Origin of the sequence: Brevibacillus sp. NSP2.1 (assembly GCF_000470975.2) — a bacterium.
In the GTDB taxonomy this organism is placed as follows: domain Bacteria; phylum Bacillota; class Bacilli; order Brevibacillales; family Brevibacillaceae; genus Brevibacillus; species Brevibacillus agri.
This window is the reverse complement of the sequence record NZ_CP048274.1, coordinates 3,046,324-3,070,178: the sequence shown is the minus strand read 5'-3', so window position 1 is coordinate 3,070,178 and position 23,855 is coordinate 3,046,324. Positions and strand designations below refer to the sequence as shown.

Annotated in this window: 17 protein-coding genes and 2 pseudogenes; 14 read left to right on the top strand and 5 right to left on the bottom strand. The window is 57.6% G+C overall.

Going from position 1 to position 23,855, the window contains the following annotated elements:
* Nucleotides 1–11: 11 nt before the first annotated feature.
* Nucleotides 12–455, bottom strand: coding sequence for a hypothetical protein (locus M655_RS14715; protein WP_235694742.1), 444 nt, complete (start codon nt 453–455; stop codon nt 12–14).
* Here M655_RS14715 and M655_RS14710 point away from each other — a divergent pair.
* From M655_RS14710 to M655_RS14695, 4 genes and pseudogenes are all read left to right on the top strand, one after another.
* A pseudogene (locus tag M655_RS14710) lies at nt 399–1,809 on the top strand (ABC transporter ATP-binding protein). The gene M655_RS14715 and the pseudogene M655_RS14710 overlap by 57 nt on opposite strands.
* Before the next feature lie 69 nt (nt 1,810–1,878).
* Nucleotides 1,879–2,670 (top strand): (2Fe-2S)-binding protein, encoded by a 792-nt coding sequence (locus M655_RS14705; RefSeq protein WP_005835331.1) that lies wholly within the window; start codon nt 1,879–1,881, stop codon nt 2,668–2,670.
* 139 nt (nt 2,671–2,809) lie between these two features.
* Nucleotides 2,810–3,523, top strand: a pseudogene (locus M655_RS14700) (EAL domain-containing protein); the annotation flags it as partial.
* 87 nt (nt 3,524–3,610) lie between these two features.
* Nucleotides 3,611–5,086 (top strand): ATP-binding protein, encoded by a 1,476-nt coding sequence (locus tag M655_RS14695; protein WP_353505640.1) that lies wholly within the window; start codon nt 3,611–3,613, stop codon nt 5,084–5,086.
* A gap of 217 nt (nt 5,087–5,303) precedes the next feature.
* On the opposite strand, the gene M655_RS14690 is transcribed toward M655_RS14695, so the two are convergent.
* From M655_RS14690 to M655_RS14680, 3 genes are all read right to left on the bottom strand, one after another.
* Entirely contained in the window at nt 5,304–8,165 is a 2,862-nt protein-coding gene (locus tag M655_RS14690) for a DEAD/DEAH box helicase (protein ID WP_005835323.1), read from the bottom strand.
* Nucleotides 8,162–9,766, bottom strand: a complete 1,605-nt coding sequence (locus M655_RS14685; RefSeq protein WP_005835321.1) for an SWIM zinc finger family protein — start codon at nt 9,764–9,766, stop codon at nt 8,162–8,164. Before M655_RS14685 ends, M655_RS14690 begins: the two co-directional genes overlap by 4 nt.
* A 76-nt stretch (nt 9,767–9,842) precedes the next feature.
* Entirely contained in the window at nt 9,843–10,886 is a 1,044-nt protein-coding gene (locus M655_RS14680) for a DUF4855 domain-containing protein (protein ID WP_026557133.1), read from the bottom strand.
* A 186-nt stretch (nt 10,887–11,072) separates the two neighbouring features.
* On the opposite strand from M655_RS14680, the gene M655_RS14675 reads away from it, so the two are divergent.
* From M655_RS14675 to cdaS, 10 genes are all read left to right on the top strand, one after another.
* Nucleotides 11,073–11,957, top strand: coding sequence for a YitT family protein (locus M655_RS14675; protein ID WP_007783572.1), 885 nt, complete (start codon nt 11,073–11,075; stop codon nt 11,955–11,957).
* 220 nt (nt 11,958–12,177) lie between these two features.
* Nucleotides 12,178–15,714 (top strand): M14 family metallopeptidase, encoded by a 3,537-nt coding sequence (locus M655_RS14670; protein WP_026557134.1) that lies wholly within the window; start codon nt 12,178–12,180, stop codon nt 15,712–15,714.
* A gap of 31 nt (nt 15,715–15,745) precedes the next feature.
* On the top strand, nt 15,746–16,450 hold the full coding sequence (locus tag M655_RS14665; RefSeq protein ID WP_005835315.1) for a DUF969 domain-containing protein: 705 nt from the start codon (nt 15,746–15,748) through the stop codon (nt 16,448–16,450).
* Nucleotides 16,451–16,453: 3 nt separating this feature from the next.
* Complete coding sequence (locus M655_RS14660; RefSeq protein ID WP_007783579.1) at nt 16,454–17,407, top strand: DUF979 domain-containing protein; 954 nt, start codon at nt 16,454–16,456, stop codon at nt 17,405–17,407.
* Between the two features lie 88 nt (nt 17,408–17,495).
* The gene (locus M655_RS14655) at nt 17,496–18,266 is read left to right on the top strand and encodes an IclR family transcriptional regulator (protein WP_007783581.1); all 771 of its coding nucleotides are present in this window, start codon (nt 17,496–17,498) and stop codon (nt 18,264–18,266) included.
* A gap of 37 nt (nt 18,267–18,303) precedes the next feature.
* A complete protein-coding gene (pcp, locus tag M655_RS14650; RefSeq protein ID WP_005835309.1) occupies nt 18,304–18,951 on the top strand; it encodes a pyroglutamyl-peptidase I in 648 nt (215 codons plus the stop codon).
* A gap of 95 nt (nt 18,952–19,046) precedes the next feature.
* Nucleotides 19,047–19,760: a 5-oxoprolinase subunit PxpB gene (gene pxpB / locus M655_RS14645; protein WP_005835308.1), complete on the top strand. Its 714-nt coding sequence runs from the start codon at nt 19,047–19,049 to the stop codon at nt 19,758–19,760.
* Nucleotides 19,739–20,785 carry a 5-oxoprolinase subunit C family protein gene (locus M655_RS14640; protein ID WP_007783584.1) on the top strand — a complete coding sequence of 349 codons (1,047 nt, stop codon included), beginning with the start codon at nt 19,739–19,741 and terminating at the stop codon, nt 20,783–20,785. The genes pxpB and M655_RS14640 overlap by 22 nt, the downstream gene beginning before the upstream one ends.
* A complete protein-coding gene (locus M655_RS14635) occupies nt 20,782–21,546 on the top strand; it encodes a LamB/YcsF family protein (protein WP_005835304.1) in 765 nt (254 codons plus the stop codon). Before M655_RS14640 ends, M655_RS14635 begins: the two co-directional genes overlap by 4 nt.
* Nucleotides 21,547–21,733: 187 nt before the next feature.
* A complete protein-coding gene (gene cdaS / locus M655_RS14630; RefSeq protein WP_005835302.1) occupies nt 21,734–22,345 on the top strand; it encodes a sporulation-specific diadenylate cyclase CdaS in 612 nt (203 codons plus the stop codon).
* Between the two features lie 84 nt (nt 22,346–22,429).
* Here the strand turns inward: cdaS and M655_RS14625 are convergent, their stop codons facing one another.
* Nucleotides 22,430–23,656, bottom strand: a complete 1,227-nt coding sequence (locus tag M655_RS14625; RefSeq protein WP_005835300.1) for an aminopeptidase — start codon at nt 23,654–23,656, stop codon at nt 22,430–22,432.
* Nucleotides 23,657–23,855: the final 199 nt, after the last annotated feature.

The following is a 23,855-nucleotide window of genomic DNA, read 5'->3' as shown; positions in this document are numbered from 1 at the left end:
ACCTGTTTCCCTCATAATAGCTGGTGGAGTGCAAGCGTGCCCGCCAGCATCGCGTACATGGTCCCCGAAGCTCCGACGAAATGCGGAAGCTGTGCCATGAAGATGAGGATCGCGTTTTTTTCACAGGAGGCGATTGTCCAGTCTATGGCGATTCGCCGTGCCCCTTTGCGGACCGAAAGTATATTGGCAAAAGAGGCCGTGATCTGTCCAAACAGAAAGGGGTGGCCTTTTGCAGCCGCAAGCGGGACGAGCCGTGCTGCAAACTGCAAGGGACGCGTTCTTTTGCAAAATGATGATCGATCTTGCCAACCAATCCAGCTATAATGAAAATGATTTTCAAAAAAAGCGTGAGGAGCTGTGTCATGTAGCTTGTCAATGAAAAAGGAGGTGCTGCTGCGATGCTTCGCAGATTTTTTTCTTACTACCGGCCTTATCGTGGATTGTTCGTACTCGATTTCACCTGTGCGATCTTCGTGGCTGTTCTGGAGCTGGGATTTCCGCTCGCGGTAAACATGGTAGTCGATCAGCTTCTGCCGAGCAAAGACTGGGAGCTGATTGTCTGGGCCTGTCTTGGGCTGCTTGCGCTTTATGCCATCAATGCGGGAATGAACTACGTACGAAGACATGGCGGATTTCAATGCGCGCGTCGAGGACAATGTCGGCGGCATGCGCGTCGTGCAGGCGTTTGCCAACGAGAGCTTTGAAAACAAGCGCTTTGCGGAAAACAACCAGCGTTTTCGTCTGACCAAGCTGTTGTCCTACAAAATCATGGCCCAGAACGCCTCGGTCAGCTATATTCTGATGCGGCTCGTTATTTTGTTCGTGCTGATCTGCGGCAGTTGGTTTGTCATCGAAGGCTCTCTCACCTACGGGGAGTTCGTCGCCTTCCTGCTGTTGACGAACGTCTTTTTCCGTCCGCTGGAAAAGATCAACGCGATTATCGAAAGTTATCCGAAAGGCATTGCCGGCTTCAAGCGCTACATAGAAATTATGGATACGGCGCCAGACATCGCAGACGCTCCGGATGCGGTCAAGGTAGAGGCGCTGAAGGGCGATATCGAGTACAAAGGCGTCTCGTTCGGGTACGAGCAAGGCTCGCGCGTTTTGCAAAACATTGATTTGCGCATACGCGCGGGAGAGACGATTGCCTTTGTCGGTCCGTCCGGCGCGGGGAAAACGACGCTGTGCAGCCTGCTGCCGCGGTTTTACGAGATTGACGGAGGCAGCATCACGATTGACGGACTGGATATTCGCAACATGACGCTGGCTTCGCTGCGCAGCCAGATCGGGATCGTGCAGCAGGACGTGTTTTTGTTCTCCGGCACCATTCGGGAAAATATCTCTTATGGCAAGCAGCACGCAACAGAAGAAGAGATTTGGCAAGCGGCGCGCCGGGCCAAGCTGGAAGACTTTATCCGTGCGCAGCCGACAGGGCTTGATACGATTATCGGGGAGCGCGGGGTGAAGCTGTCTGGCGGACAAAAGCAGCGGCTCGCGATTGCCCGGATGTTTTTGAAAAACCCGCCGATCCTGATTTTGGACGAAGCGACGTCCGCTCTCGATACGGAGACGGAAGCGGCGATTCAGCAGTCGCTCGCGGAGCTGTCGCAAGGGCGCACCACGCTGGTGATCGCGCACAGGCTGGCGACGATCAAAAACGCGGATCGCATCGTCGTCGTGACAGAGCAGGGCATTACCGAACAGGGGAACCATGAGCAACTGCTGGCACAGGATGGCATCTACAGCCGGCTGTATCAGGCGCAGTTCGGCTCGTATCTGGAGCAGCCGCAAAACGCTTTTTCCAGCTAGCGCCCGTCCTTGTGCTGGCGGAGGCGTTTTGGAAGCGAGCTTTTCAATCAAAAAACGGGGGAGAGAGTCTTGCAAACATGGAATGAACCGTTTTTGGCGGAACAGTTTCACCTGACGACTACGCACCGAACAGACGCGCTGCTCTCGATCAAGGCAAGCGATCTGCTAAAAGCCAGACATGCGGAACAGTTGGTGCAGACGTACGCGCCGCTTATCAAGGCACATGACCAAAAGCCTGTCGGCACTTATGCGGCCAGTTGGCTGTCTGGGCTCGCGCTCGGCTTGCAGTACGCGCTGTCTGTATGGAACGTAGCGATTCGCATACCGCTCGACCAGTTGACGATTGAGCTGTACGACGAGGATGGCTACGTCCAGTTCTCTTTCGTCGTGGACGAGTGGCACAAGGCGGAGGGTCCGAGCACAAGCACAGCGCGTTCTGCCTGGCGCGCCGAGCAGTATCGGCAGTTTTACGGACATACGCTCCGGCCGTTGTTCCAGGTGCTGGCTGATGCGACTGGCAATCCGCTGAAAATGATTTGGGGCCAACTGCCGACGAGATTTAACTATTATCTCGATACTTTCGTCCAGGAGGCTCGGGAAGAGGCGATCCGCCAACGGCTGCGCGACGATTACGCGGCGCTTTGCGACGAACTGGACGGGGAGTGCTTCGGGCTGCCCAAAAATCCGTTCGCGGTCAAAGTGCGCTGGGTGGAGGACATGCGCGACCCGAACAAGCAGGTGCGCCTGAAAAATCAATGCTGCCTGTACTATCAAACCGGGGATGGACAGTACTGCTACACCTGTCCACGGCTGAAGGAAGACGAGCGCGCAGCCCGTCGCCAGGCGGCGCTGCAGGCATGAGTTCACCCCCCTCCAGCCAGGAGAGGGGGGTGTGCTTTTTCCTTCTCTGGACAGGGGGTGCATTCTTCCTATAAAGTAGAAAGAGAGGAAGTGTCAGAATAGTTCGGAATTGTGGGACTTGCTGTCGCTGTCCCGTTTGATGACAAACTTTATGAGGGACGTGGTTCGTATTCAAACAATCGACCAGGATGAGCTGAATCAGACCGATGAAGATCTGTTTCAAGCTATTGTGAACCAGCAGCTCACACTCTATTACCAGCCTTTTTTCGATTTGCGAACAACAGGGATGACGGGGGTCGAGGCCCTGGTTCGCTGGCATCATGAAAAGTGGGGACTTTTGCCGCAACAGACATTGCTGCTGCTTGCCAAAAAAAGCGGCGTGATTCATTTGTTGGAGGAATGGGTCCTGCGAGCCGCGTGCACGCAATGAAAGGAATGGATCGACATCGGCTTCGGGCCGCTGGTCGTATCGGTCAACCTGTCCGCGCATGCTTTCGAGTCTGTCGTATTCGGGGATACGATCCAGACGATTTTGCGGGAAATCCAGTTGCCGCCGCGCTATTTGGAGCTGGAAATAACGGAATTGGCCGGGGGCGATATGGAGCGTACGATTGGCGTCCTCGCCCAGCTCAAGCAGCTCGGTGTGCAGGTGAGTCTGGACGAGTTCGGAAAAGATCCGGTTTCAATCCCGTATTTATCGCGTGTTCCTGTAGACAAGCTCAAGCTCGATTCAACCTTGATCCAGCAAGCGCTGACCGACGCTGCGCAAGAGGCTGCGCTCAAAACCGCATTGGCGATCGCGCAGACAATGGGCCTGCAGGCGACGGCTGCAGGAGTCGAGAGTCGCGAGCAAGCAGAGTTGTTGGGGGAGCTTCTGTGCGACCTTGCCCAAGGAAATTACTTTTGCGAGCCGCTGCTGGCAGAGGGGCTTGTCGCGAAGATGAGCTCACAGGGCAAGGCGTTTGCCGATGCGCCAGCGCGCGCAAAGCAGGGAGCGGGCGAGAACCACAACTGTTTGCGCGAGGTGCTGCGCAATCAGCAAGGAATGACGTTTACATTTCGCAAGCAGGACGAGCGGTTTATCCATACGTTTTGCGCGGGGGAGTTGATCTACCGGATCGGCTTGACGCCGGAGCAGGTCGTAGGGAACGAGTTGTGCGACATCTTGCCCCGCAAGGAAGCGCTGCGCAAGACAGAGCATTACGAGCGGGCCTGGGGCGGCGAAGAAAACGTCACCTATGAGGGCGTCGTCAACGGCGTTTGCTACCTGGCTGTCATGCGCCCGATCTTCCGGGATGGGCGGGTGAAGGAAGTGATCGCTTCCTGTGTCGACATCACGGAACTGAAAAAAGCGGAGGAAGCCCAGCGGGTAAGCGAAGCGAAATACAGGCTGATTGCGGAAAACATTTCGGATATGATCGTGGTCATTGATTGCCATGGATATGTTACATACGTGTCGCCGTCCGTTCACACCGTCTTGGAGGTATCCCCGGAGGTGTTTTTGCATCAGCATCTGCAAACCATTTTGCCGAGCGAACAGCTCAAACGCGTCTGGCAGACGTTTCAGGAAATTATGGAGTGGAAGCTTCCCAGGGCGGTTACCTTTTCCTGCCAGCACCGCAATGGCAGCAAGCTGATTTTGGAAACAAAAGGAACGCCTGTGCAAAACGAGCAGGCCGAGGTGGAGCAGATCGTCTTCATCATCCGCAACAGTACGGCGCAGGTGCAGGCAGAGGAATTTTTGCGCAAAATGGACAAGATCGACGTCGTCGGGCAGCTCGCAGCAGGAGTCGCACATGAAATCCGAAACCCGGTGACCTCGATCAAAGGCTTCGTGCAGTTGCTGCGGCGCGACCAGTGGAAAAGCGAATACTTTGATATCATGCTCGCCGAGTTTCACCAGCTCGAAAGCATTTTGCGCGAATTTGTCTTTTTGACCCAGCAAAGGTCCCACCAGTTTGAGTCGCAAAATCTGGCGCAACTGCTGCGCAGCGTCACGCAGGTCGCGCAGGAGGAAGCGCCGGCACATCAGATGGTGCTCGAGATCGACGATGTCGAAGAGACGTGTCTGTGGTGCGATCAAAGCCAGATCAGGCAAGTGTTCATCCACTTGCTCTCCAATGCCGTGGAGTCCATGCCGGACGGGGGGACGATACGCATCCGGGCGCTGCGCTCGGGGCACGATCAGGTCATGATCCAGATTGTGGACAAAGGCTGCGGCATGTCCGAAGAGCGATTGAAGCGGCTCGGGGAGCCTTTTTACAGCACGAAGGAAAAAGGGACGGGGCTTGGCCTAATGATTACTTATAAAATTATTCAGTACCATGACGGGTACATCCATTTTTCCAGCGCCCCCAACCAGGGAACGAAGGTCGAAGTGTATTTGCCGCTGAACAGGCCGACGGATACCGCTTGACGCGCTGCGGCGACAGCAACAAAAAAAAGTCCGATCGGCTGGCGAGGCGGATCGGACTTTTTGGCGTGGTTTATTTGGCGGATGGCGGCTTTTGTGCGGAGAACTGGCTTTGGACTGCCTGTAAAAAGCGTTTCCACGCTTCGGGCAAGTCTTTGCTCTCGTGTTCTGTAGCCGGGGGAGAAGAGGGCTTGGTTTCCTTCACAGGCTCCATCTGACACTATCCTTTCGTATTGCTCCAGTCGTGGCGCAGGGCGAACAGCTCGCGAAGCTCGGCCGTCGACAACTCGGTAATCCAGCCTTCCCCGCTGCCGACGATCTGTTGGCTGAGCGAGAGTTTGCGCTCCATCATTTCGTCAATCCGTTCCTCGATGGTGCCGAGCGAAATGAATTTGTACACCTGCACGTTCCGCCGCTGACCGATGCGGTGCGCCCGGTCGGTTGCCTGGTTTTCCACGGCGGGGTTCCACCAGCGATCGACGTGAATGACGTGGTTCGCTTCCGTCAAGTTCAAACCTGTGCCGCCTGCGCGCAGGGACAGAATGAAAATGGCGCCGCGCTCCTCATCCGGGAGGGAGGCATCCTGAAAACGGGCGATCATCTCGTCCCGTTTTTCTTTTTTGGTGGCGCCGTTCAAAAAGTAAACGGGGCCGTAGCCTTCGCGCGTCAGCACGCGCTGGAGCAGGTTGCCCATCTCAATGTATTGCGTAAAGATCAGGCAGCGCTCCTTTTTTTGTCGAATTTCCTCGACCAGTTCCAGCAGTCGCTCCAGCTTGTGCGAGCGGCTTGCTTCATCCGCCGTAGTGATCTCGTTTAAGATCAACGCGGGATGGTCGCAAAGCTGCTTGAGCCGCGTCAATGTCGTGAGGATGAGGCCGCGCCGTTCCATGGCGGAGACGTTTTCCATCCGGGCGAACATGTCCTGGATCGCGGTTTCGTAGAGCGCGCCTTGCTCGGCGGTCAACGGCACGTATTCCTTGCTTTCGTTTTTCTCCGGCAAGTCGAGCTGAATCGCCGGGTCCGTCTTGGTGCGGCGCAGCAGGAACGGCTGAATGAGCCGTTGCACCGTCTGGATCAGCGCCTGGTCGCGGTCGCGCTCGATCGGCAGGACGAAACGCTGGGTAAAGTCGCCGAGGCTGCCCAAGTAGCCGGGATTGAGGAAGTCAAAAATCGACCAAAGCTCGCTCAGGCGGTTTTCGATCGGCGTTCCGGTGAGCGCGATCCGGTGCCACGCCTTCAGGTCACGGACGGCGGACGCTTGCTTCGTATAGGCGTTTTTAATGTTTTGCGCCTCGTCCAGACAGATCGTATTCCAGGTGATGGAGGACAGCTCCTGTTCGTCGAGGTGGGACAGCGCATAGGACGTAATGACCAAATCGACCCCCTCGATGGCCGGAGCAAAATCTTCTTTTTTCGGACGGGTATTCCCGTAATGAATGAACACGTTGAGCGAAGGGGCGAACCGCTGCAGCTCCTTTTGCCAGTTGCCGATGACGGAGGTGGGACAGATGAGCAGCGAAGGGGACTGGGCGGTTTTTGTCGCCTTCACATGCAGCAAGTAGGTGATAAACTGCACGGTTTTCCCAAGGCCCATGTCGTCGGCGAGACACGCTCCCAGACCGAACTGGCGCAAAAACAGCATCCACGAGCTTCCTTCCAACTGGTAGTTGCGCAGCGTGCCGCAAAACGTGTCCGGCTGCGGCAAAATCGGGATGTGCTTCGTTTCCTGCAGGCGGTGCATCAGCTCCAGCAAATGCGCGTTGAGCTGGACTTCCACCGTCAGCGGGTAAGGTTCAGCGAGATCGTCGTCGTCCGCTGGTTCTTCGGCTTCGACATTTGCGGTCAGGTGCATGCTCATCACGTCGCGCAAGGTCATGCCGTTTTTTGCGTTCGTTTTTTTCAGCGCTTCCTGCAGCTCGGCGAACAGGTCAGGCGTGAGCTGCACCCAATGCCCCCTGATTTTCAGCAGCCGCTGCTTCTGGCGGATCAACTGCGCAAACTCTTCCTCGCTCAGCTCGACAGGACCGAGCGCGAGCTTCCACTCGAAATCCATGACCTGCGAAATGCCCAAAAAAGACTGTCTGCTCGCCCCGACAGAGGAAGAGACTTTCGCCCGGAGCTTCGGTCTGACTCTGCGCACCTGCTCCCACCACGCCGGCAAAAAGACGTGAATGCCAGCCTGGACGAGCTGCAGGCTGCAGGACGTCAGGAAAAGCCACGCTTCCTCATTGGTAAGCTGGGTGCGCAGCCCGTCCGGTTCGTCAGCGCCGGACGTTTGCCAAGGGAAAATGTCGCGGCATTTGGCCAGGTCGCTTTGAAAACGCCGCCAGTGCTCTTTCCATTCCAGAGGGATGCGCGCGGTGTGCGCGTCTGGAGCGCCGAACTGATGCGGCTCGATCACAAACAGCCGATCCGGTTCTTCCCGATCCTGCAAATAAACCTGGAGCAGCCATTCGCTGGCGGCGTGCGCAGGCTCGACAATTTGCAAACAGGTGCGAAACGGCGTCACATCCGGCAGCCAGCCAATCGATTGCAGCCATTCCGTCTCCTGCAAATGGACGGACAGCTTGTCGCCCATGACGTGCAGCGCCGGAAACTGGGCAGTGAGCTGATCCCAGGCGCGGCCGACCTCACCAAAGGCGTGGACAGCTTCCTCCAACACATGCGAAAGCCACCTGTTGCCGTAGGGCGCAAACGAAGCCGGGGCCTGCTTCGCCCTCCAGCCGAATCGTCCTTGCTTCCATGCGGCAAAGTCTGGGACGATGGCGCCTGCGGCCAGCGTTTTTTGCAGGAACACGGCGACGCCCTGATATTCCAGAAAACGCTTGTCGACGGAATAAGCCCGGTGCAAAAGCCACGGCGGCGAGGCGAAAAAGGCCAGCGCCTCTGTCGGGCCGAGCAGCAAGCCTTGCTCGTTTTTTTCCACGAACGTGCCGTAGTAGGAGGCTTCATCCCAGGCAAAAAGCGCTCCGGCGAGCTCATCCGGGTCGAGCGCCTGCCCGCTTGGGTCTGCTCCCGCAATAAGGAACTGGCCGTCTGCCAGAAGCTTTGCGGTTAGCACCATGGTTGTAACAGTGTTCATAGGTTCAGATTTCCTCTCCTTAGCTCCTCCTGAAATGCCCGCAGGCGGTTGTGCTTGGCGGACAGTTTGTCCACGAAGCGCTCCCAGTCGGACTCCTGCTCGGCCTTGGCGTAAGTGGCCCGCGCTTTTTTCAACAGCTTGATCGCCTCTTTGTAGGCGGGGCGGTTGCGCTCGCGGATCAGGCGGTTGATCTCGCGCACATAGTACGGATACAGCAAGGACGGATCGGCGTCCTCGATTTCTTTCAGGTGCACAGACGAGATGTCGGCAAGCGGCACCTGATAGGACATTTGCAAATCGACCCATTGCTTGAACTGCTTTTCCTCGTACAAATGCAGGGCGTACTCGGAATAGCTGCTCGGCAGGAAGTTTTTCAGCATGGCTCCGCACTCGTCGGAGCGGCCGACCTGCTTCATCGCTTCTTGCCAGATGGCGATGACCAAGCGATATTGTGCGGCCTCCGCCGACCCGATCAACTCGGTCAGCGCCTCCGTCCAAAACAGAAAGCGCTGCCACTCCTGATTGCGGGCGAAAGCTTTCATGTAGGGCAAGTAAAAACTTAAAGGCAAGCGGCGAATCGGCTTCCAGACTTGCAGGGCGAGCGCGTCCTCGTTTTCCATGACTGAAAAGTGGGCGCGCAGCAGGCGGTATTTTTCGCTTTCGGCTGCGGGCGCATTCGACGTCTGCATGGCTTGTTCCAGCTCCGCCACCTCTTGTTTGATCCAGTCCGGGTCGGTGAGCAGCGACCACCAGATCATGCGATAGGCGTAGACCCAGTAGAGGGAGGACGTGTCGTTTTCCTTCCATTTTTGGATGATCGTCACCGTTTCAGCGAGCGCCGGGCGATGGTCGGCCCACAATGCCTGGCGATCGGCAAAGTAGATGGCCCCCTCCAACTGCTCGAGCAGCCGTTCCGCCGTCTGCGCCAAGTCCGGATACCAGTTGGACTGGCGGTAGCTCTTGACGTATTGCTGCAACTTTTGCAGGTGAAACAAATTGGCGTGGATGTGAAACAACTGGGCCCGTTCCCGTGGCCATCCCGCGGCGACGGACTGGACGTTTTGGTAGCTGGAAAACATTTCGGAGGAAGCGCGGTACGATTCCATCGCGGATAACAAATTGCGCGTCCAGCTTTCGAAAAACGCCCACCAGTCGGAAACGGAGCTGGCTGCGGTCAGCGGGGAGGAAACGGGGGCGGCCTCATTCCCGTGCAAATCGCTTGCCACTGGCCGATAGCTCGGGATGAGCATGGCGGGAGTGAAGCTCACCCGACGCGGTTGCTGCGCCCTGGATAAAAAGTGGCGCGGGTTTTCGAAGACGCTGTACATCTGAAAAAAAGTAGCGGCGATATGCTTGCAAAGACGGGTGTACGGACAGGTACAGGTGCTGTCCTGCACATCTTCCAGGTCGAGTTGGACGTGGTACACCTGGGTGCCTTGCACATCGCTGCACAGGATGCGGTTGTTTTCGACGCGTGTATTAAAGACAACCCCATCGGAAAAGTACGAATAGCCACGCTCGATGATCGCACTCTCCATTCCTTGCAGGACTTGCTCTCCAGCCGCTACTGCCTGTTCCCGTGTCAACTCTCTTTGCAACATGTGTTCTGGTCCTCCGAACGAAGTGTCATCCCTCCATTATAACGCAAAAGTCGGGGAATGGAAAAAGCAAGAATCGTTACGGCGGCGCGATTCCGTTTAAAAAGGAGAAAAGCTCGTCGTAAAGCGGATCGCCTGACTGGTACAAGCTGACGAGCGCCTGCTTGCGCCCGTTTTTGCCGAAAAACCAGCCGCCCGTGTACCAGGCGAGCGGCGCGTCGTATTGAAAAGGCCCGAAAGCATTGCCATGCCCGTCTGTCCCGCCGGAAGCTCCGGCCCGCAAGTACGCCAGCAGCCGCTCGCGTTTTTCCCGATCGTAGGTGACTCCGAGGTCAAACTCGATTTCGACGCCCATTCCGGCTGCCTCGCTTGCGGCGGCGGAAGCATCCACGCTTTTTTTCGGGTTGAAGTAGTAGTTCGGTTGCAAAAAAGCGAGGTCGAAGCCAAGCTGTGCCCACTCGTTCCAGCCAGCCGCCTGTTGATACGGAATCCAGATGCTCCGAAGCATCCGTCCGGCGTGCGTGCAGCCGTGGATCGCGTCGTTGACCGCCCGGATGACTTGGCGGTCGTCGTGCTTGGGCCCTTGGAAGTACAGACTTTCCTGTAGCCAGTAGAAGCCTTTTAGGCAGAGGCAATCGTCCCACGGCTTTTTGGCCCACCTCGTAAGAAACAGGCACATCCACTCGATGACCGCCTCGATCCGGTAGGCGTCGTCGCCAAACTGCTGCGGATTCGGGTAAGGCAGGGCCACCCACACATTCGTGCGCGACAGCGGCGAGCAACGCACCGCCTGGCAGAGCGCGTCGAGATTCCGGTCGCCAAGGAACAGCTCATCCATGTAGCGCAGCCATTCGTTCCAGCCAGCGGGAGCCTTGTCGCTGCGCGCCAAAAAGCGGCCTTCCCCCGACGGATTCAAAATCCCGAGCGCCAAAAACAGAAAATCGGTGAACATGCCGCCGTCCGCCAATCCGGTCACCGGATCGGTATGGAAGAGCAAGGGCAAAAAGTCGGTGCACTCCCAAAACTGGTAGTGCGGAGTGCCGTCCGTGCCGATGCTGTAGCCTGTGTACGCGAGAAACAGTTGATCGATCGGGCTTTTTCCGAGCGAGGGATAGGGAGCCATGCCAACACACCTCTTCTCCAAACGGTTTGATCGCGAAAAGGTCCTTCGCTAACACGTATGTCAGAAAGCGGGCGTATATACAGCCAGCCGCAGGACTTACTAGCCGCTGAAAGCAGGCTGGCTATTTTTGGAGCAAGCGGGGAAAGCTGAATGCAGAAAAGAAAAAAACGGGTAAGGATGATTTTGATGGAAGCCGCAAAAACGGGTCCGATTACCCATAAGCGGGCCAAAAAGCGAAGAATCGTCACAAGGGCGCTTGCGATTATCGTCGGAGCGCTGATGGTTGCCGTCGGCCTGGAAATTTTTCTCGTGCCGAACAAGATCATCGACGGCGGGGTCACAGGTCTGTCGATCATGATGTCACACCTGACCGGAATCAAGCTGGGGATTTTCCTCTTTCTGTTCAACTTGCCGTTTTTGTTGGTCGGCTACAAGCAGATCGGGAAAACGTTCGCGATCTCCACGCTGTTTGGGGTAGCCGTCATGTCGCTCGGGACGAATTTTTTGCACCACGTTCCCAGCTTGACCGACGATTTGCTGCTGTCTGCCGTCTTTGGCGGCATCATTATCGGGATTGGCGTCGGACTGGTGATTCGCGCAGGCGGGTCGTTGGACGGCACCGAGATCGTCGCGATTTTGCTGACGCGCAAAAGTCCGTTTTCCGTCGGGGAAGTCGTAATGATTTTCAATATTTTCATCCTCGGCAGCGCGGGCTTCATCTTTGGCTGGGACCGGGCGATGTACTCGCTGATTGCCTACTATATCGCGTACAAAATGATCGACTTGACGATGGTCGGCCTCGAACAATCGCGCTCGGTCTGGATTATTAGCGACTATCCGAACGAAATCGGGGACGCGCTGTCTGCCAGGCTGGGACGGGGGATTACGTATTTGCGCGGAGAGGGCGGCTACTCCGGGGACGACAAAAAAGTCATTTTCTGTGTCATCACCCGGCTGGAGGAAGCCAAGCTCAAATCAATCGTGGAGGAGATCGACGCATCCGCGTTTCTCGCGATCGGCCATATTCACGACGTATCGGGAGGGCGGTTCAAGAAAAAAAATATTCATTAACGGCGAGCGTGGCCGGATAGGCCAGTCAGGCGCAAACAGGACAGGCAAGCAGCAGATGCTTGCTTTTTTCTGCGTGTCTGCCATTCCTAACTGATTATCTTTTCTGAAACTTGAAAATGATCTATTGATTTTTAAGCATTATGAATTTATGATTTGTTTACTGAATATGAAATAGTAGTTCCGAAATTCGGAACAAAATGAGAAAGACGGGTGAGGCAAGGTGAGGATAGACGAGCTGTGGAGTACGAACGGCTTTTTTCGGGCCAGCAAAGGGAGCAGCGCCCCTGACGGAATCGTCTCGAAAATCACGGTTCCGTCCGAGCGCACGAGCTGGGAATCTGCCGCGATGGCAGAGCTGGCCAGTCGGATCGGTTTGCACCTGACCGACTTGCCGCTGCCGATTTTTGAGCACTTGTTCATTTTCGATCAGCTCGATGAACAGGCTCTCCCGGTACAGGGGGACAAGCCGCGTACTTTGCGGATCGTCGTAGGGTACGAGCAGGCATGGCTTGCTTCGGTTTTGGGCGAACGCAAAGCGGCGCTACTCGCTCTGCACAAGCTGCGGGACAACGGCGAAAAAGAGGCAGGCATTCTGTATGTGAGCGAGGGCGAAGACGAGTCGATTCTCGTCATTACAGGCACATCGCCGCAAATGACGTTGCTTTCGGCACGCGCGCTCGTATCCGGGGAGTACAGGCAAGATGCAATAGAGCAGGCGGGCTTCGGCCATCAGCGCGCGATTTTGATTGCGCCAAAACCGGCGGCTCCGTTGACCGCCGAAAAGACGGCGACCATTCCAGGCAACAACCGCTCCCGGACTTTTTCGCTGCACGAACTGTTTACGACAGAAGGGCTGTACGAGCAAAACGACGGGGAGCTGCTGCCGACGCTGGACGTGTTGTTGTCCATGCCGGATGGCTCGCTGGAGAAGACGGTGGCGGCCGTGGAGCTTGGCGCGCGCCTCGCCTTGTCTGCGGGCTATGTGCGCACGCCTGTGACGCGGTGTGCAGGGGAAGAAAACGAGGCGGGGCGGTTTGAGATTGTCTTCGAAACAAAAACGGCCCCGGCTGCTCATGGAGAGAGCCGTATGGAGCTTTCCGAGGACGGCAAGCAGTTGCGGATCGAGAGCGATGCTTTGCATCTGGTCGGTTTTGTGCGCGAGCTGCTCGCAGACGGATTTGCGCCGCTTTCCGCAGGACAGCATTTCGGCTGGCGCCAGCGGTTGTTCGCCTTAAAGAGCGACAGCCAAGATTTGTCGTTGCGCGCGTCTCTTGGCTTGCAAACGTTTTCGCTGCGGGAGCGCACAGAGATCGCGCGCCTGGAAGTACCGGAGCATTTGGCCCGCCCCACAGAAGTATGGGAGCAGTATGTGGGCGGCGGTGGACGAGCGGGTGGCCCCGTGCCGCTTGCGGTTACGGAAGAGCTGCCTGTCTGGACGGCGGAGTGGAGCGATCCGGGCGAATTAGCAGAGATGGAAGACTATTTGTTGGCCGTTGTGCAAAAGCATGCCGAACATTCCGGGGGAGCCGCTTTGGAGATCGAAGTGACGACCACGGCGAGCGAGCAGACGTTTGCGGCGTGGGCGAAAAAGCTGGCCGGGCAATGCAGGGAGCGCTACGGCGTCGAAGTCTGGTTCGCGTTTCGCGACGCAAACAAGTCGGGGCTGAACTGGGCCATGCAGGAGGTGTTGCCGCAAATCGTCCAGCTCAAAGACGTGCACAGCGTCGAACTGCGGGCGAGGGCGTTTCGGCCAGCGGACAAGCACTTCGACCTGGTTCACCGCTTTTTGCAGGAGCTGTATCCGTTTGATGCGATTTTGGCCGACAGCCTGTCGCTTCCGCTCGAACGCATTCACCTGCAGCTTGCAGAAGATTCTGCCGCTCCGATGTTTTCCGTGTGTGCTTTTGCCGAGTCGAAAGAGGTGCTTGCCGACTGGAGCTGGGAAGGCTGGGCAGAGAGCAGGCCGTACATGCCGGATCAGCCGCAGCGCGGTCGTGTGCTCGTTCCGTTTGCAGGCGTCCGGGTAAAGGAAGCGCAGACGCAAAACGAGCTTGCGAGGAAACCGTTTGCAACCAATCCGTATCGCTTTTGGCAATGGTACCAGGAGCAGGTGCTGCCGATGATTTTCCGGCAGGTAGGGGGCAATCCTGGCGTGCCGAAGTTTTCCCGGCTGGAATGCCATGTCGGGATGGATGCCGTGGAGAAAAAGCTGCCGCATCTGGAGGAGAACAGCTCCGTCCTGGAAGCGCTGCACGAAGATATTTACTTTTACACGTTGCACGCCATGCACAACCACGGGAAAAAGGTCGGGGACCCGGAGTGGGACGCACCTGGCGGAATCGTGCCGTTCATGCACGTCGAACAGGGCGGCAAGCCGTGGGCGCGGATCGCTTTGTACGCCTTTCCGACGGAGCATGCGATCACGGCGGTCGACGCGAGCGGCGCGGCGACGGTCATCCGCCCGTTTGCGGGGATGCCGTTTCGGGATGCGGTAGCGACCGGGCTTTGCCGCAAAGAAACCGACTGGTCGGTTACGCTCGAAGGGATTGCGGACGCCACGCTGAGAGAGCAGTGCCAGGCATGGCTGGGCTTTTCCATGGCGCAATCACAAGCGCAGCCTGCCGACCAGCAGCCAATCGCGCAGCAGGCTACTACAGAAGCTTCCAAGGGAAAGTCGCTCTGGGAGGACGTTTTCACAGGCGAGGACGTGGAGCAGTGGCTCGCACAACACCGCGAGCAAGTGCCCGGACAGGTCGTGCCGCTCGATTTTTCGCTGAGCGGCCGCTGGATTTGGGCCGTCGAGCTGTTCGCCCGAAAAGCGCAGCACAGCTTTGCGACGAGCACGGCCAAGCACGCGCTGTACAGGCCGACGTTTTTCATCAACGCAAGGCACCACGCCAACGAAGTATCGAGCACGAACGCCGCTTTGCAAATGATCGCCCAGCTTGCAGACGATCCTTCTGTCCTGGAGGCGGTCAACCTCGTCATCATCCCGCTGGAAAACGTCGACGGAGCCGCGCTGCACGCGCAGCTTGCGCAGGACAACCCGTGCTGGAAGCACCACGCCGCCCGCTACAACGCATGCGGACTGGAATTTGCCAAGTATCGGTTTCAAAGCGGCGTGCCGTTTGGCGAGAGCCGGATTTATCCGAAAGTATGGGAGCGCTGGGCGCCTGACATCGTGCTCGACGACCACGGGATTCCGTCGCACGAATGGATTCAGCCGTTCAGCGGCTACAACAGCCCGCCGCGCTTCCCGGTTTCGTACTGGATTCCGAGCGCGCGGATGTACACGATCTGGCGCGCGCTGACAGAGGCGACCCCCGAGCAGCGCGAAGCCTACACTTCGCTGCGCGCAGCCCTCACCGCTTCGCTGCACCAGGACGCGGCTGTCGCGCAGGACAACGTCGATTGGCTCGCCACATACCGCAGATGGGGCCATGACTTTGACCCGCAGCATTTTCCGATTGAGCTGTCGAACGGAAGCATTGCCTACACGCGGGACAGCCCGATTAACCGCAACTCTCATGATCTGATCGAGCGTTTCCCGGAGTGGGTGACAGCCGACCTGATGACAGAGGTCAACGACGAGACGGTGTATGGCAAAGAATTGCAAGCGTGCCGACACGCCCACCATGTGGTCCACCAGGCAATTGCCGACTGGATGAAAAATCGGAAAGTAGCAATAGAGGAAATCCGGGAGCACGAGGCAGATGGCACCATTCGCATCGGCCTCATCCGCAAGCGCCCGCTTTAGATTAGCGCTCATTTGAGAGGAGACTACCAACATGGTTTTGATTGGTGTTGCAATCGTGATTATCGGCTTCATCGTGCGGCTCAACCCGCTCCTGGTGGTGACGGTCGCGGGGCTTGCCACCGGACTGCTCGCCAAGCAGCCGCTGTATGAGATCATCGAGCAATTTGGCAAGGCGTTTACAACGAACCGCTACATGGCGATTTTTATCGCCACCTTGCCCGTCATCGGGCTATTGGAGCGCTTTGGACTGCGCGAACAGGCAGAAGCGCTCGTCTCCAAAATCAAGGCCGCCACGGCAGGCCGCATCATTAACGTCTACTTTTTTATCCGCGAGGTCGCTGCCGTGTTTGGCCTGACCTCGATCGGCGGCCATGCGCAAATGGTGCGGCCGCTCGTCGCGCCGATGGCAGAAGGAGCGGCGGAGGCGAAGTACGGCAAAGACCTCCCCGACGACGTGCGGCAAAATATTCGCGCGCACTCTGCAGCGGCCGACAACATCGGCGTGTTTTTTGGCGAGGACGTCTTTATCGCGATTGGCGCAATTTTATTGATGAAAGGCTTTTTCGACCAGAACAACATTCCGTCCGATCCGCTGCAAATGGCGATGTGGGCCATTCCGACCGCGATTGCCGCGTTCGTCGTGCACAGCATCCGCCTGATTTTGCTCGACCGCAAGCTGGACCGACGGCTGGGACAGCGCAACAGCAAGCACACATCGACAGGCAAGGGGGAATAACCGATGTGGATTTCGATGGAAGCGATCTATGTATTTCTCGGTTTGATTGCGCTTGGCGGCAGCCTGTTTACGTTTGTGGACAAGAAAAATCCGCGCCGCTTCACCTCTGGCCTTTTTTATGCGCTCTACGGGATTTCCTTGCTGCTCGGCAGTATCATCCCGCCTTTTGCCATGGGACTTTTAGTCATTGTGATGGTGCTGATCGTCGGCTTGGGCGGCTTGAAGGTGGGAAGCTACGGCGAAGCCTCCGCTGAGGAGCGCAGGCAGAACCGCCAGCGGCTGGGCAACTGGCTGTTCGTGCCAGCGCTGTTGATTCCGCTGTTGACGATTGTCGGCAGTCTCGGCTTCAAGGACGTGAAAATCGGCGAGCTGTTCGTGCTCGACCAGAAAAACATTACGCTCGTCTCGCTGGGGCTTGCGACGTTGATCTCGCTGCTCGTCGGGATGGCGCTGACCAAAAGCAACCCGTTGACACCTGTCAAAGAATCGCGGCGCTTGCTGGAAGCGATCAGTTGGGCGGCTGTGCTGCCGCAGATGCTGGCTACGCTCGGAACGATTTTTACCAGCGCAGGTGTCGGGACGGTCGTCTCTGATCTGGTTGCGCACGTTATTCCGACGCATTCCTTGTTCTGGGTCGTCTTCGCCTACTGCGTAGGCATGGCGCTGTTCACGATGATTATGGGCAACGCGTTCGCGGCTTTCCCGGTCATGACGGCGGGCATCGCCATTCCGCTATTGATCGGCCAGTTCGGCGTCGATGCGAACCATCTGGCGGCAATCGGGATGTTCGCGGGCTACTGCGGCACGCTCATGACGCCGATGGCAGCGAACTTCAACATCGTGCCCGCCGCGCTGCTCGACTTGAAAGACAAAAACCACGTCATTCGCGTGCAGTTCCCGACAGCGCTCGTTTTGCTTGCGTTCAACATCATCCTTTTGTATCTCGTCTCGCTGTAGGCAAAAACCATCTGTTGTTTTTTCTTCCTGGCAACAATAATGATAAAATATGGACAAAAACAACCAGATCGCGAGGATGGAGAAGTCCATGATACAAAACCAGAACAAAACAGTCGTGAAGTCGATGGAGCTGCTCAATCTGTTCATCGACCACGACAGATTGAGCTTGAACGAGATGGTCGAGCTGACGAACATGCCGAAAACGTCGATCCATCGCATGATCGGCTCGCTCGAAGGAATGGGCTTTTTGCAGAGGGGCGAGGACGGCAAATTTTCGCTCGGGCTGTTGTTTTTGCAGTTCGGCCAGTTGGTGTCCGAGCGGCTGGATATTCGCCAGCTCGCTTTGCCCGTGATGAGCGCCCTGCGGGACGAAGTGGAAGAGGCGGTCAATCTCATCGTCCGGGACGGAAAAGAAGCGATCTATATCGAAAAGCTCGATACGCCACACCCGGTACGGCTCTATACGAAGATCGGGCGCAGATCGCCTCTGTACGCCGGGGCCTGTTCGCGAATTATTTTGTCTTTTCTGGAAGAAAAGGAAAGAGAGCAGTATTTGCGCGAAGTGGAGCTTGCGCCGATTGGACGCGGGACGATCACGGACAGGGACGAGTTGCGCAAAGCAGTGGCGGATGCGCGGGAAAAAGGGTACACGATCAGCTATTCGGAGTTGGAAAACGATACGGTAGCGGTCGCAGCGCCCATTTTTGACCACATGGGTCGTCTGCATGCAGGCATCAGCATCGCTGGACCGCAGGAGCGGTTCACCGAGGAGCGGCTGCCAACGCTGATCGCCCATTTGACGGCTGCCGCAGAGCGCATTTCCACGGCGCTGGGCTGGAGGCGAGCGAGGCGAAGCTGATTCATAAAACAGATAGCAGGGACAGGGGAGAGCGACGATGAAAACCATTTTGGTAACAGGCTTTGACCCATTTGGCGGCGAGCCGATCAACCCGGCGTGGGAATCGGTCAAGCGACTGGCTGACGTCCGGTCGGAACGGTATCGCATCGAAACAAGACAAGTGCCAACGGTGTTCGGCAAGTCCATCGAGCTTTTGCAGCAAGCGATTCGCGAGACGGAACCTGATCTCGTGTTCTGCATTGGACAGGCTGGCGGCCGGCCGGACATTACCGTCGAGCGCGTGGCGATCAATGTTAACGATGCGCGGATTCCCGACAACGAAGGAAACCAGCCGATCGACACCCCGATTGTGGAAGGCGGGCCAGCGGCTTACTGGTCCACGCTGCCGATCAAAGCGATGGTCAAGGAAATGAGGGCGAACGGCATTCCCGCTTCCGTTTCCCAAACGGCAGGAACGTTTGTGTGCAACCACCTTTTTTACGGACTGATGCATACGCTCGCGCAGCAAAACGCGGCGATCCGCGGCGGCTTTCTCCACATTCCGTACTTGCCCGAGCAGGCAGCGAAGCACCCCGGCCAGCCGAGCATGTCGGTGGAGACGATCGCCAAAGGACTGCAAGTCGCGATCGAAACAGCGGTGCGCCTGGAGCAAGACATCGTCGAAGGCGGCGGACAAATCAGCTAATACGAAGAGGAGGACAACTCCTCTTTTCCTTTACTCTAAAATTCGGAATGATTATACCGATTATCGGAACAAAAATGGAATAGGAGGGGAGCAGGTTGGAGCAAGTCGCGTTTTTTCCACTCGGCGACTCGGGAATTGTCATCAAGCTCGGAGACGCCATTGACCAGGCGACACAGCAAAAAGTAAAGGCGCTCGCCGACTATTTCGAAGAGCACCCGCTTCCGGGAATGGTCGAATACGTACCGGGGTACACGTCTGTCACGGTGTATTACGATCCGGTGGCGTGGTACGATCCGCGCGCAGCGGACATGCCGTACGAGCGGTTCAAGGCGCTGCTCGCGGGGCAGCTTGTGCACATTCGCGCGGATGAACAGACGAAGCCGCGGCTGGTGGAGATTCCCGTCTGCTACGGCGGCGCGTTTGGCCCTGACCTGCTGGATGTGGCCGCGTATCACGGCATCACCCCGGATGAACTGATCCGCATTCACTCCGGGCAGGAGTATCTCGTGCACATGATCGGCTTTGCTCCTGGCTTTCCGTATTTGGGCGGACTGGACAAACGCATTGCCACCCCGCGCAGGCAGTCGCCGCGAACCGCGATTGCGCCGGGAAGCGTCGGAATCGGGGGAGAGCAGACGGGCGTCTACCCGATTGAGAGTCCGGGGGGCTGGCAGATTATTGGCCGGACACCGGAGCGCCTGTTCCGCCCGGAAGAACAGCCGCCGAGCTTGCTGCGCGCAGGCGACAGAGTCCGCTTCTGTCCGATCTCGGAGGAACAATACGGGAAATGGGGGCAGATCGGGCCATGACCATGAGCATCGAAGTCCTATCACCAGGCTTGTACACGACCGTTCAAGATTTGGGCCGATACGGGTACCAGCGGCACGGGGTGATCGTCGGCGGGGCGATGGACACGCTGGCGATGCGCATGGCAAACATGCTCGTCGGCAACGAGCCGAACGCCGCCGTTCTGGAGCTGACGGTAAAAGGGCCAGTGCTGTTGTTTCACCAGGATGCGCTCTTGGCCGTGTGTGGAGCGGACATGCAGCCTGCTATAGACGGCGTGCGCATCCACAGCAACCGTCCTGTCTGGGTGAAAAAAGGCAGCACGCTGAAGTTTGCCCATGCCAAAAAAGGCTGTCGCGCCTACCTCGCCATTGCAGGCGGCTGGGAGGTTCCGCTCGTCATGGGCAGCCGCAGCACGAATGTCCGGGCGGGCTTTGGCGGGGCATGGGGCAGGACGCTCCGGGAAAAAGACCGACTCGAGCCAGGCAAGCCGAGCGAGCTGGCGCTGTTTTTCGCAGAGCAGTTGCAAGCGAAAAGCAAAGCGCGAAACGCTGGTTGCGGCGAGATGGACTGGTTTGTCCCGCAGCATGTTTTTCCGTACCAAAAAGACGCGGTCGTCCGGGTCATGCGCGGAGCGGAGTTCGGCTATTTTTCCGAGGAGAGCCGCCGACAGTTTTTCGCGACGCCGTATCAGCTCGCGGCGCAATCCGACAGAATGGGCTATCGTTTGGAAGGGCCGCAGCTTGCGCTGGAGTCGCCGCTGGAACTGATTTCCGCCGCCGTCTCTACGGGCACGATCCAGGTCCCGCCGAACGGCCAGCCGATCATTTTGCTCGCGGACAGGCAAACGGTTGGCGGCTACCCGAAAATCGGCCATGTGGCGACCGTTGACTTGCCGATTTTGGCGCAGTTGCGGCCGGGCGATCGCGTGCAGTTTCAGGAAGTGTCTTTGCGTAAAGCCCAGCAGGCGCTGTACGAGCAAGAAACCGAGCTGCAACAAATCAAGCTGGGAATCCAAATCAACGCGGGATGGAGGCAGAGCAAATGAAGGTTGTCGATTTGAACTGTGACATGGGGGAGAGCTTTGGGGCGTATCGACTGGGCAACGATCAGGCGATTTTGCAGCATGTAAGCTCCGCGAACATCGCCTGCGGCTTTCATGCGGGCGACCCTTCCACGATGCGAAAAACGGTGAAGCTGGCCATCGAGAGCCGGGTGGCAATCGGGGCGCATCCCGGACTGGCCGATCTGGTCGGGTTCGGCCGCCGCAACATGGACATCTCCGCCCAGGACGCCTACGAGCTGGTCGTCTACCAGATTGGCGCGCTGCAAGCGTTCGTCCAGGCGGAAGGAGGCGTCATGCAGCACGTCAAGCCGCACGGAGCCTTGTACAACATGGCAGCGACGCGTCCCGCGCTGGCCGAGGCGATCGCCGAGGCGGTTTACCGGGTCAATCCGGAGCTCGTTCTGTTCGGACTGGCTGGCAGCGAATTGACGCGGGCCGGGGAAAAAATCGGGCTGTGCACCGCGCACGAAGTGTTTGCAGATCGGACGTACCAGGCGGATGGCACGCTGACGCCGCGGACGCAGCCAGACGCGCTGATCGCCGACGAAGCCGAGTCGTTAGCCCAGGTCGTGCGCATGGTGACAGAAGGCAAGGTGCAGTCGCTGCAAGGCGTCGACGTGCCGATTCGCGCGGACACGATCTGCATCCACGGGGACGGTGCGCACGCGCTTGCATTTGCAGAGAGCATTCGCCAGGCGCTGCAAGCGGCGGGCGTCTTTATTCGCTGCATCCGCTCGTCATAAGGAAGGGTAATCCGCCTGTTTTTCTGGGAAAAAGGGCGCTTTCCTCCATCTGACCCGCTTTCTTTTGCGACGAGGCGCGCCAGGCTCTTTCGCGAGAGGATAGCAGGATGAAAGCGCACGGGATGGGGAACAATCAAGGCAAGGAGCAGTCGGGTAGTCGAGAACACAGGAGGGAGAGGTTTCCTGCGTGCACGTAAACTGCGATTCATCTTCCTTGAAAGCCGAGCTGAAGCAAGAGCTGCTCAGCATTTCCCAGGCGATGGAGCAAAGTCTGCTCGCCCTCGACCAAGAGGAAGGCTGCTTGCTCGGTACGTTCGACCATATACGCAGCAGATTTAGCCGGCTGGAGACAGTGGCTGCCTCGTTTTACTTGCAATGCTATCTCGCGCCGTACACGGAAAAATACATAGACTTGACGATTGCCGTGCAGCATTTGGCCGAAAAACGCCAAGGGGCCCTGATCGTCATCGAGCGCGACGACTCCCTGGCCGAGCATTTGCAGGCGGGCATTCCCATCGGGGCTGTTTTGAGCTATTCGCTCCTGGAGTCGATCTTTTTTCCGGGCAGTCCGCTGCACGATGGGGCGGTGTACGTGCGGGACAATCAGATCGTTTCTGCGGCGAACGTCCTGCCGTTGTCGCACATTGCCGTCGGCGAAAAAAAGCTCGGGACACGGCACCGCGCCGCCCTGGGCCTGAGCGAGCAGAGCGACGCGCTGGTGATCGTCGTCTCCGAGGAGACGGGAAAGGCGTCCTTTGCCATGCAAGGCAGGCTGTATCCGATCATCACGCCTGCGTAGGCAACCAAAAAGAGGATCATGGCTCCCGACAGGGCCTGATCCTCTTTTTGGTTGGCTGAAAGCGTGCCGTTCGGCTCATTTGGCTTACGCCCAGTTGCCGTTGCGGAACAGCGGCTCACGCACGCCGTCCGCTGTCTCGCCGTCGATGTTCATCTCTGCGGAGCCGATCATGAAGTCGACGTGCACCAGGCTCGTATTGATGCCGCGGGCTGCCAGCTCTTCCTGGCTCATCGCTGCGCCGCCTTCGATGTTGACCGAGTAGGCGCTGCCGATCGCGAGGTGATTCGAGGCGTTTTCGTCAAACAGCGTGTTGTAAAAAATGATGTTGGACAACGAGATCGGAGACTGGTGCGGAACCAGCGCGACTTCGCCGAGATAGTGCGAGCCTTCATCGGTCGCAACGAGTTGCTTCAAGGCTTCTTCGCCCTTTTCCGCGCTGACCGAGACGATTTTGCCCTGCTCGAACGTCAAGGTGAAATTTTCAATCACATTGCCGTGATAGCTCAAAGGTTTCGTGCTGCGGACGGTTCCGTTCACGCCGTCTTTTTTCGGCGCGGTGAACACTTCCTCGGTCGGCATGTTCGCCATGAACGCCGCGCCTTTTTCGTTCACGCTGCCGCCGCCGATCCAGATGTGACGGTCAGGCAGCTCAATGGTCAATTGCGTGCCCGGCGCCTCGTAGTGGAGGTAGCGGTACTGCTTGGCGTTCAGTTGCTCTACTTTGCTGTTCAGCGTGGCATGATGCTCGTGCCACGCCTGAACAGGATCGTCCGTGTCCACGCGCGTCGCCCGGAAAATCGCGTCCCACAGGGCAGGCACCTGTTCGTCGGCGGGCAAGTCAGGAAACACCATGGCCGCCCATTCCGGCGACGGGACAGCAATTACGCTCCAGCTTACCTTGTCCGACATGGTGTAGTTGCGGAACGTCCGCAACGCTTGTCCCGCTGCCTTGTTCGCAGTCGCGATTCGCTCCAGCTTGACACCTTTGAGCAAATCCGGGTTGGTCGAGTTGATGTACAAAAACGCCGCTCCGTTTTCGGCCATCTCCTCCAGCCCTTTTGCCTTCCACTGCGGGTAATCGGCAAAAGCTTCATCCGGCGCGAGGTCGTATTTCATGCGGGTCAGCTCGTCATCGGTCCAGTCGATATGTACGTGTTTGGCTCCTGCTTCATACGCTTTGCGCGCCACCTTGCGCACGAACGGAGCAGCGGAGAGCGGAGCAGTCACAACCAGTGTTTGCATCGGCTGTACATTGACGCCGACTTTTACAGCGAGATCGGCATAGCGGTCAAACAAAAGTTCGAAAGACATAGGAAAGCCTCCTTTTCACTTGCGTTCAGCACCTCTCTATTATACCTGCACAACGGGAGTGGCTCGCTAGTCATTTTGAAAAAATTTCCTTGGAAAGCGCAGAAACAGACAGATTACGGAAGTTTTCGCGACATTTTTCGTTTATTTATTTTTTGGAATGGGAGGAAAATTCAAACGAGAATCAAACTTGAATAATAGA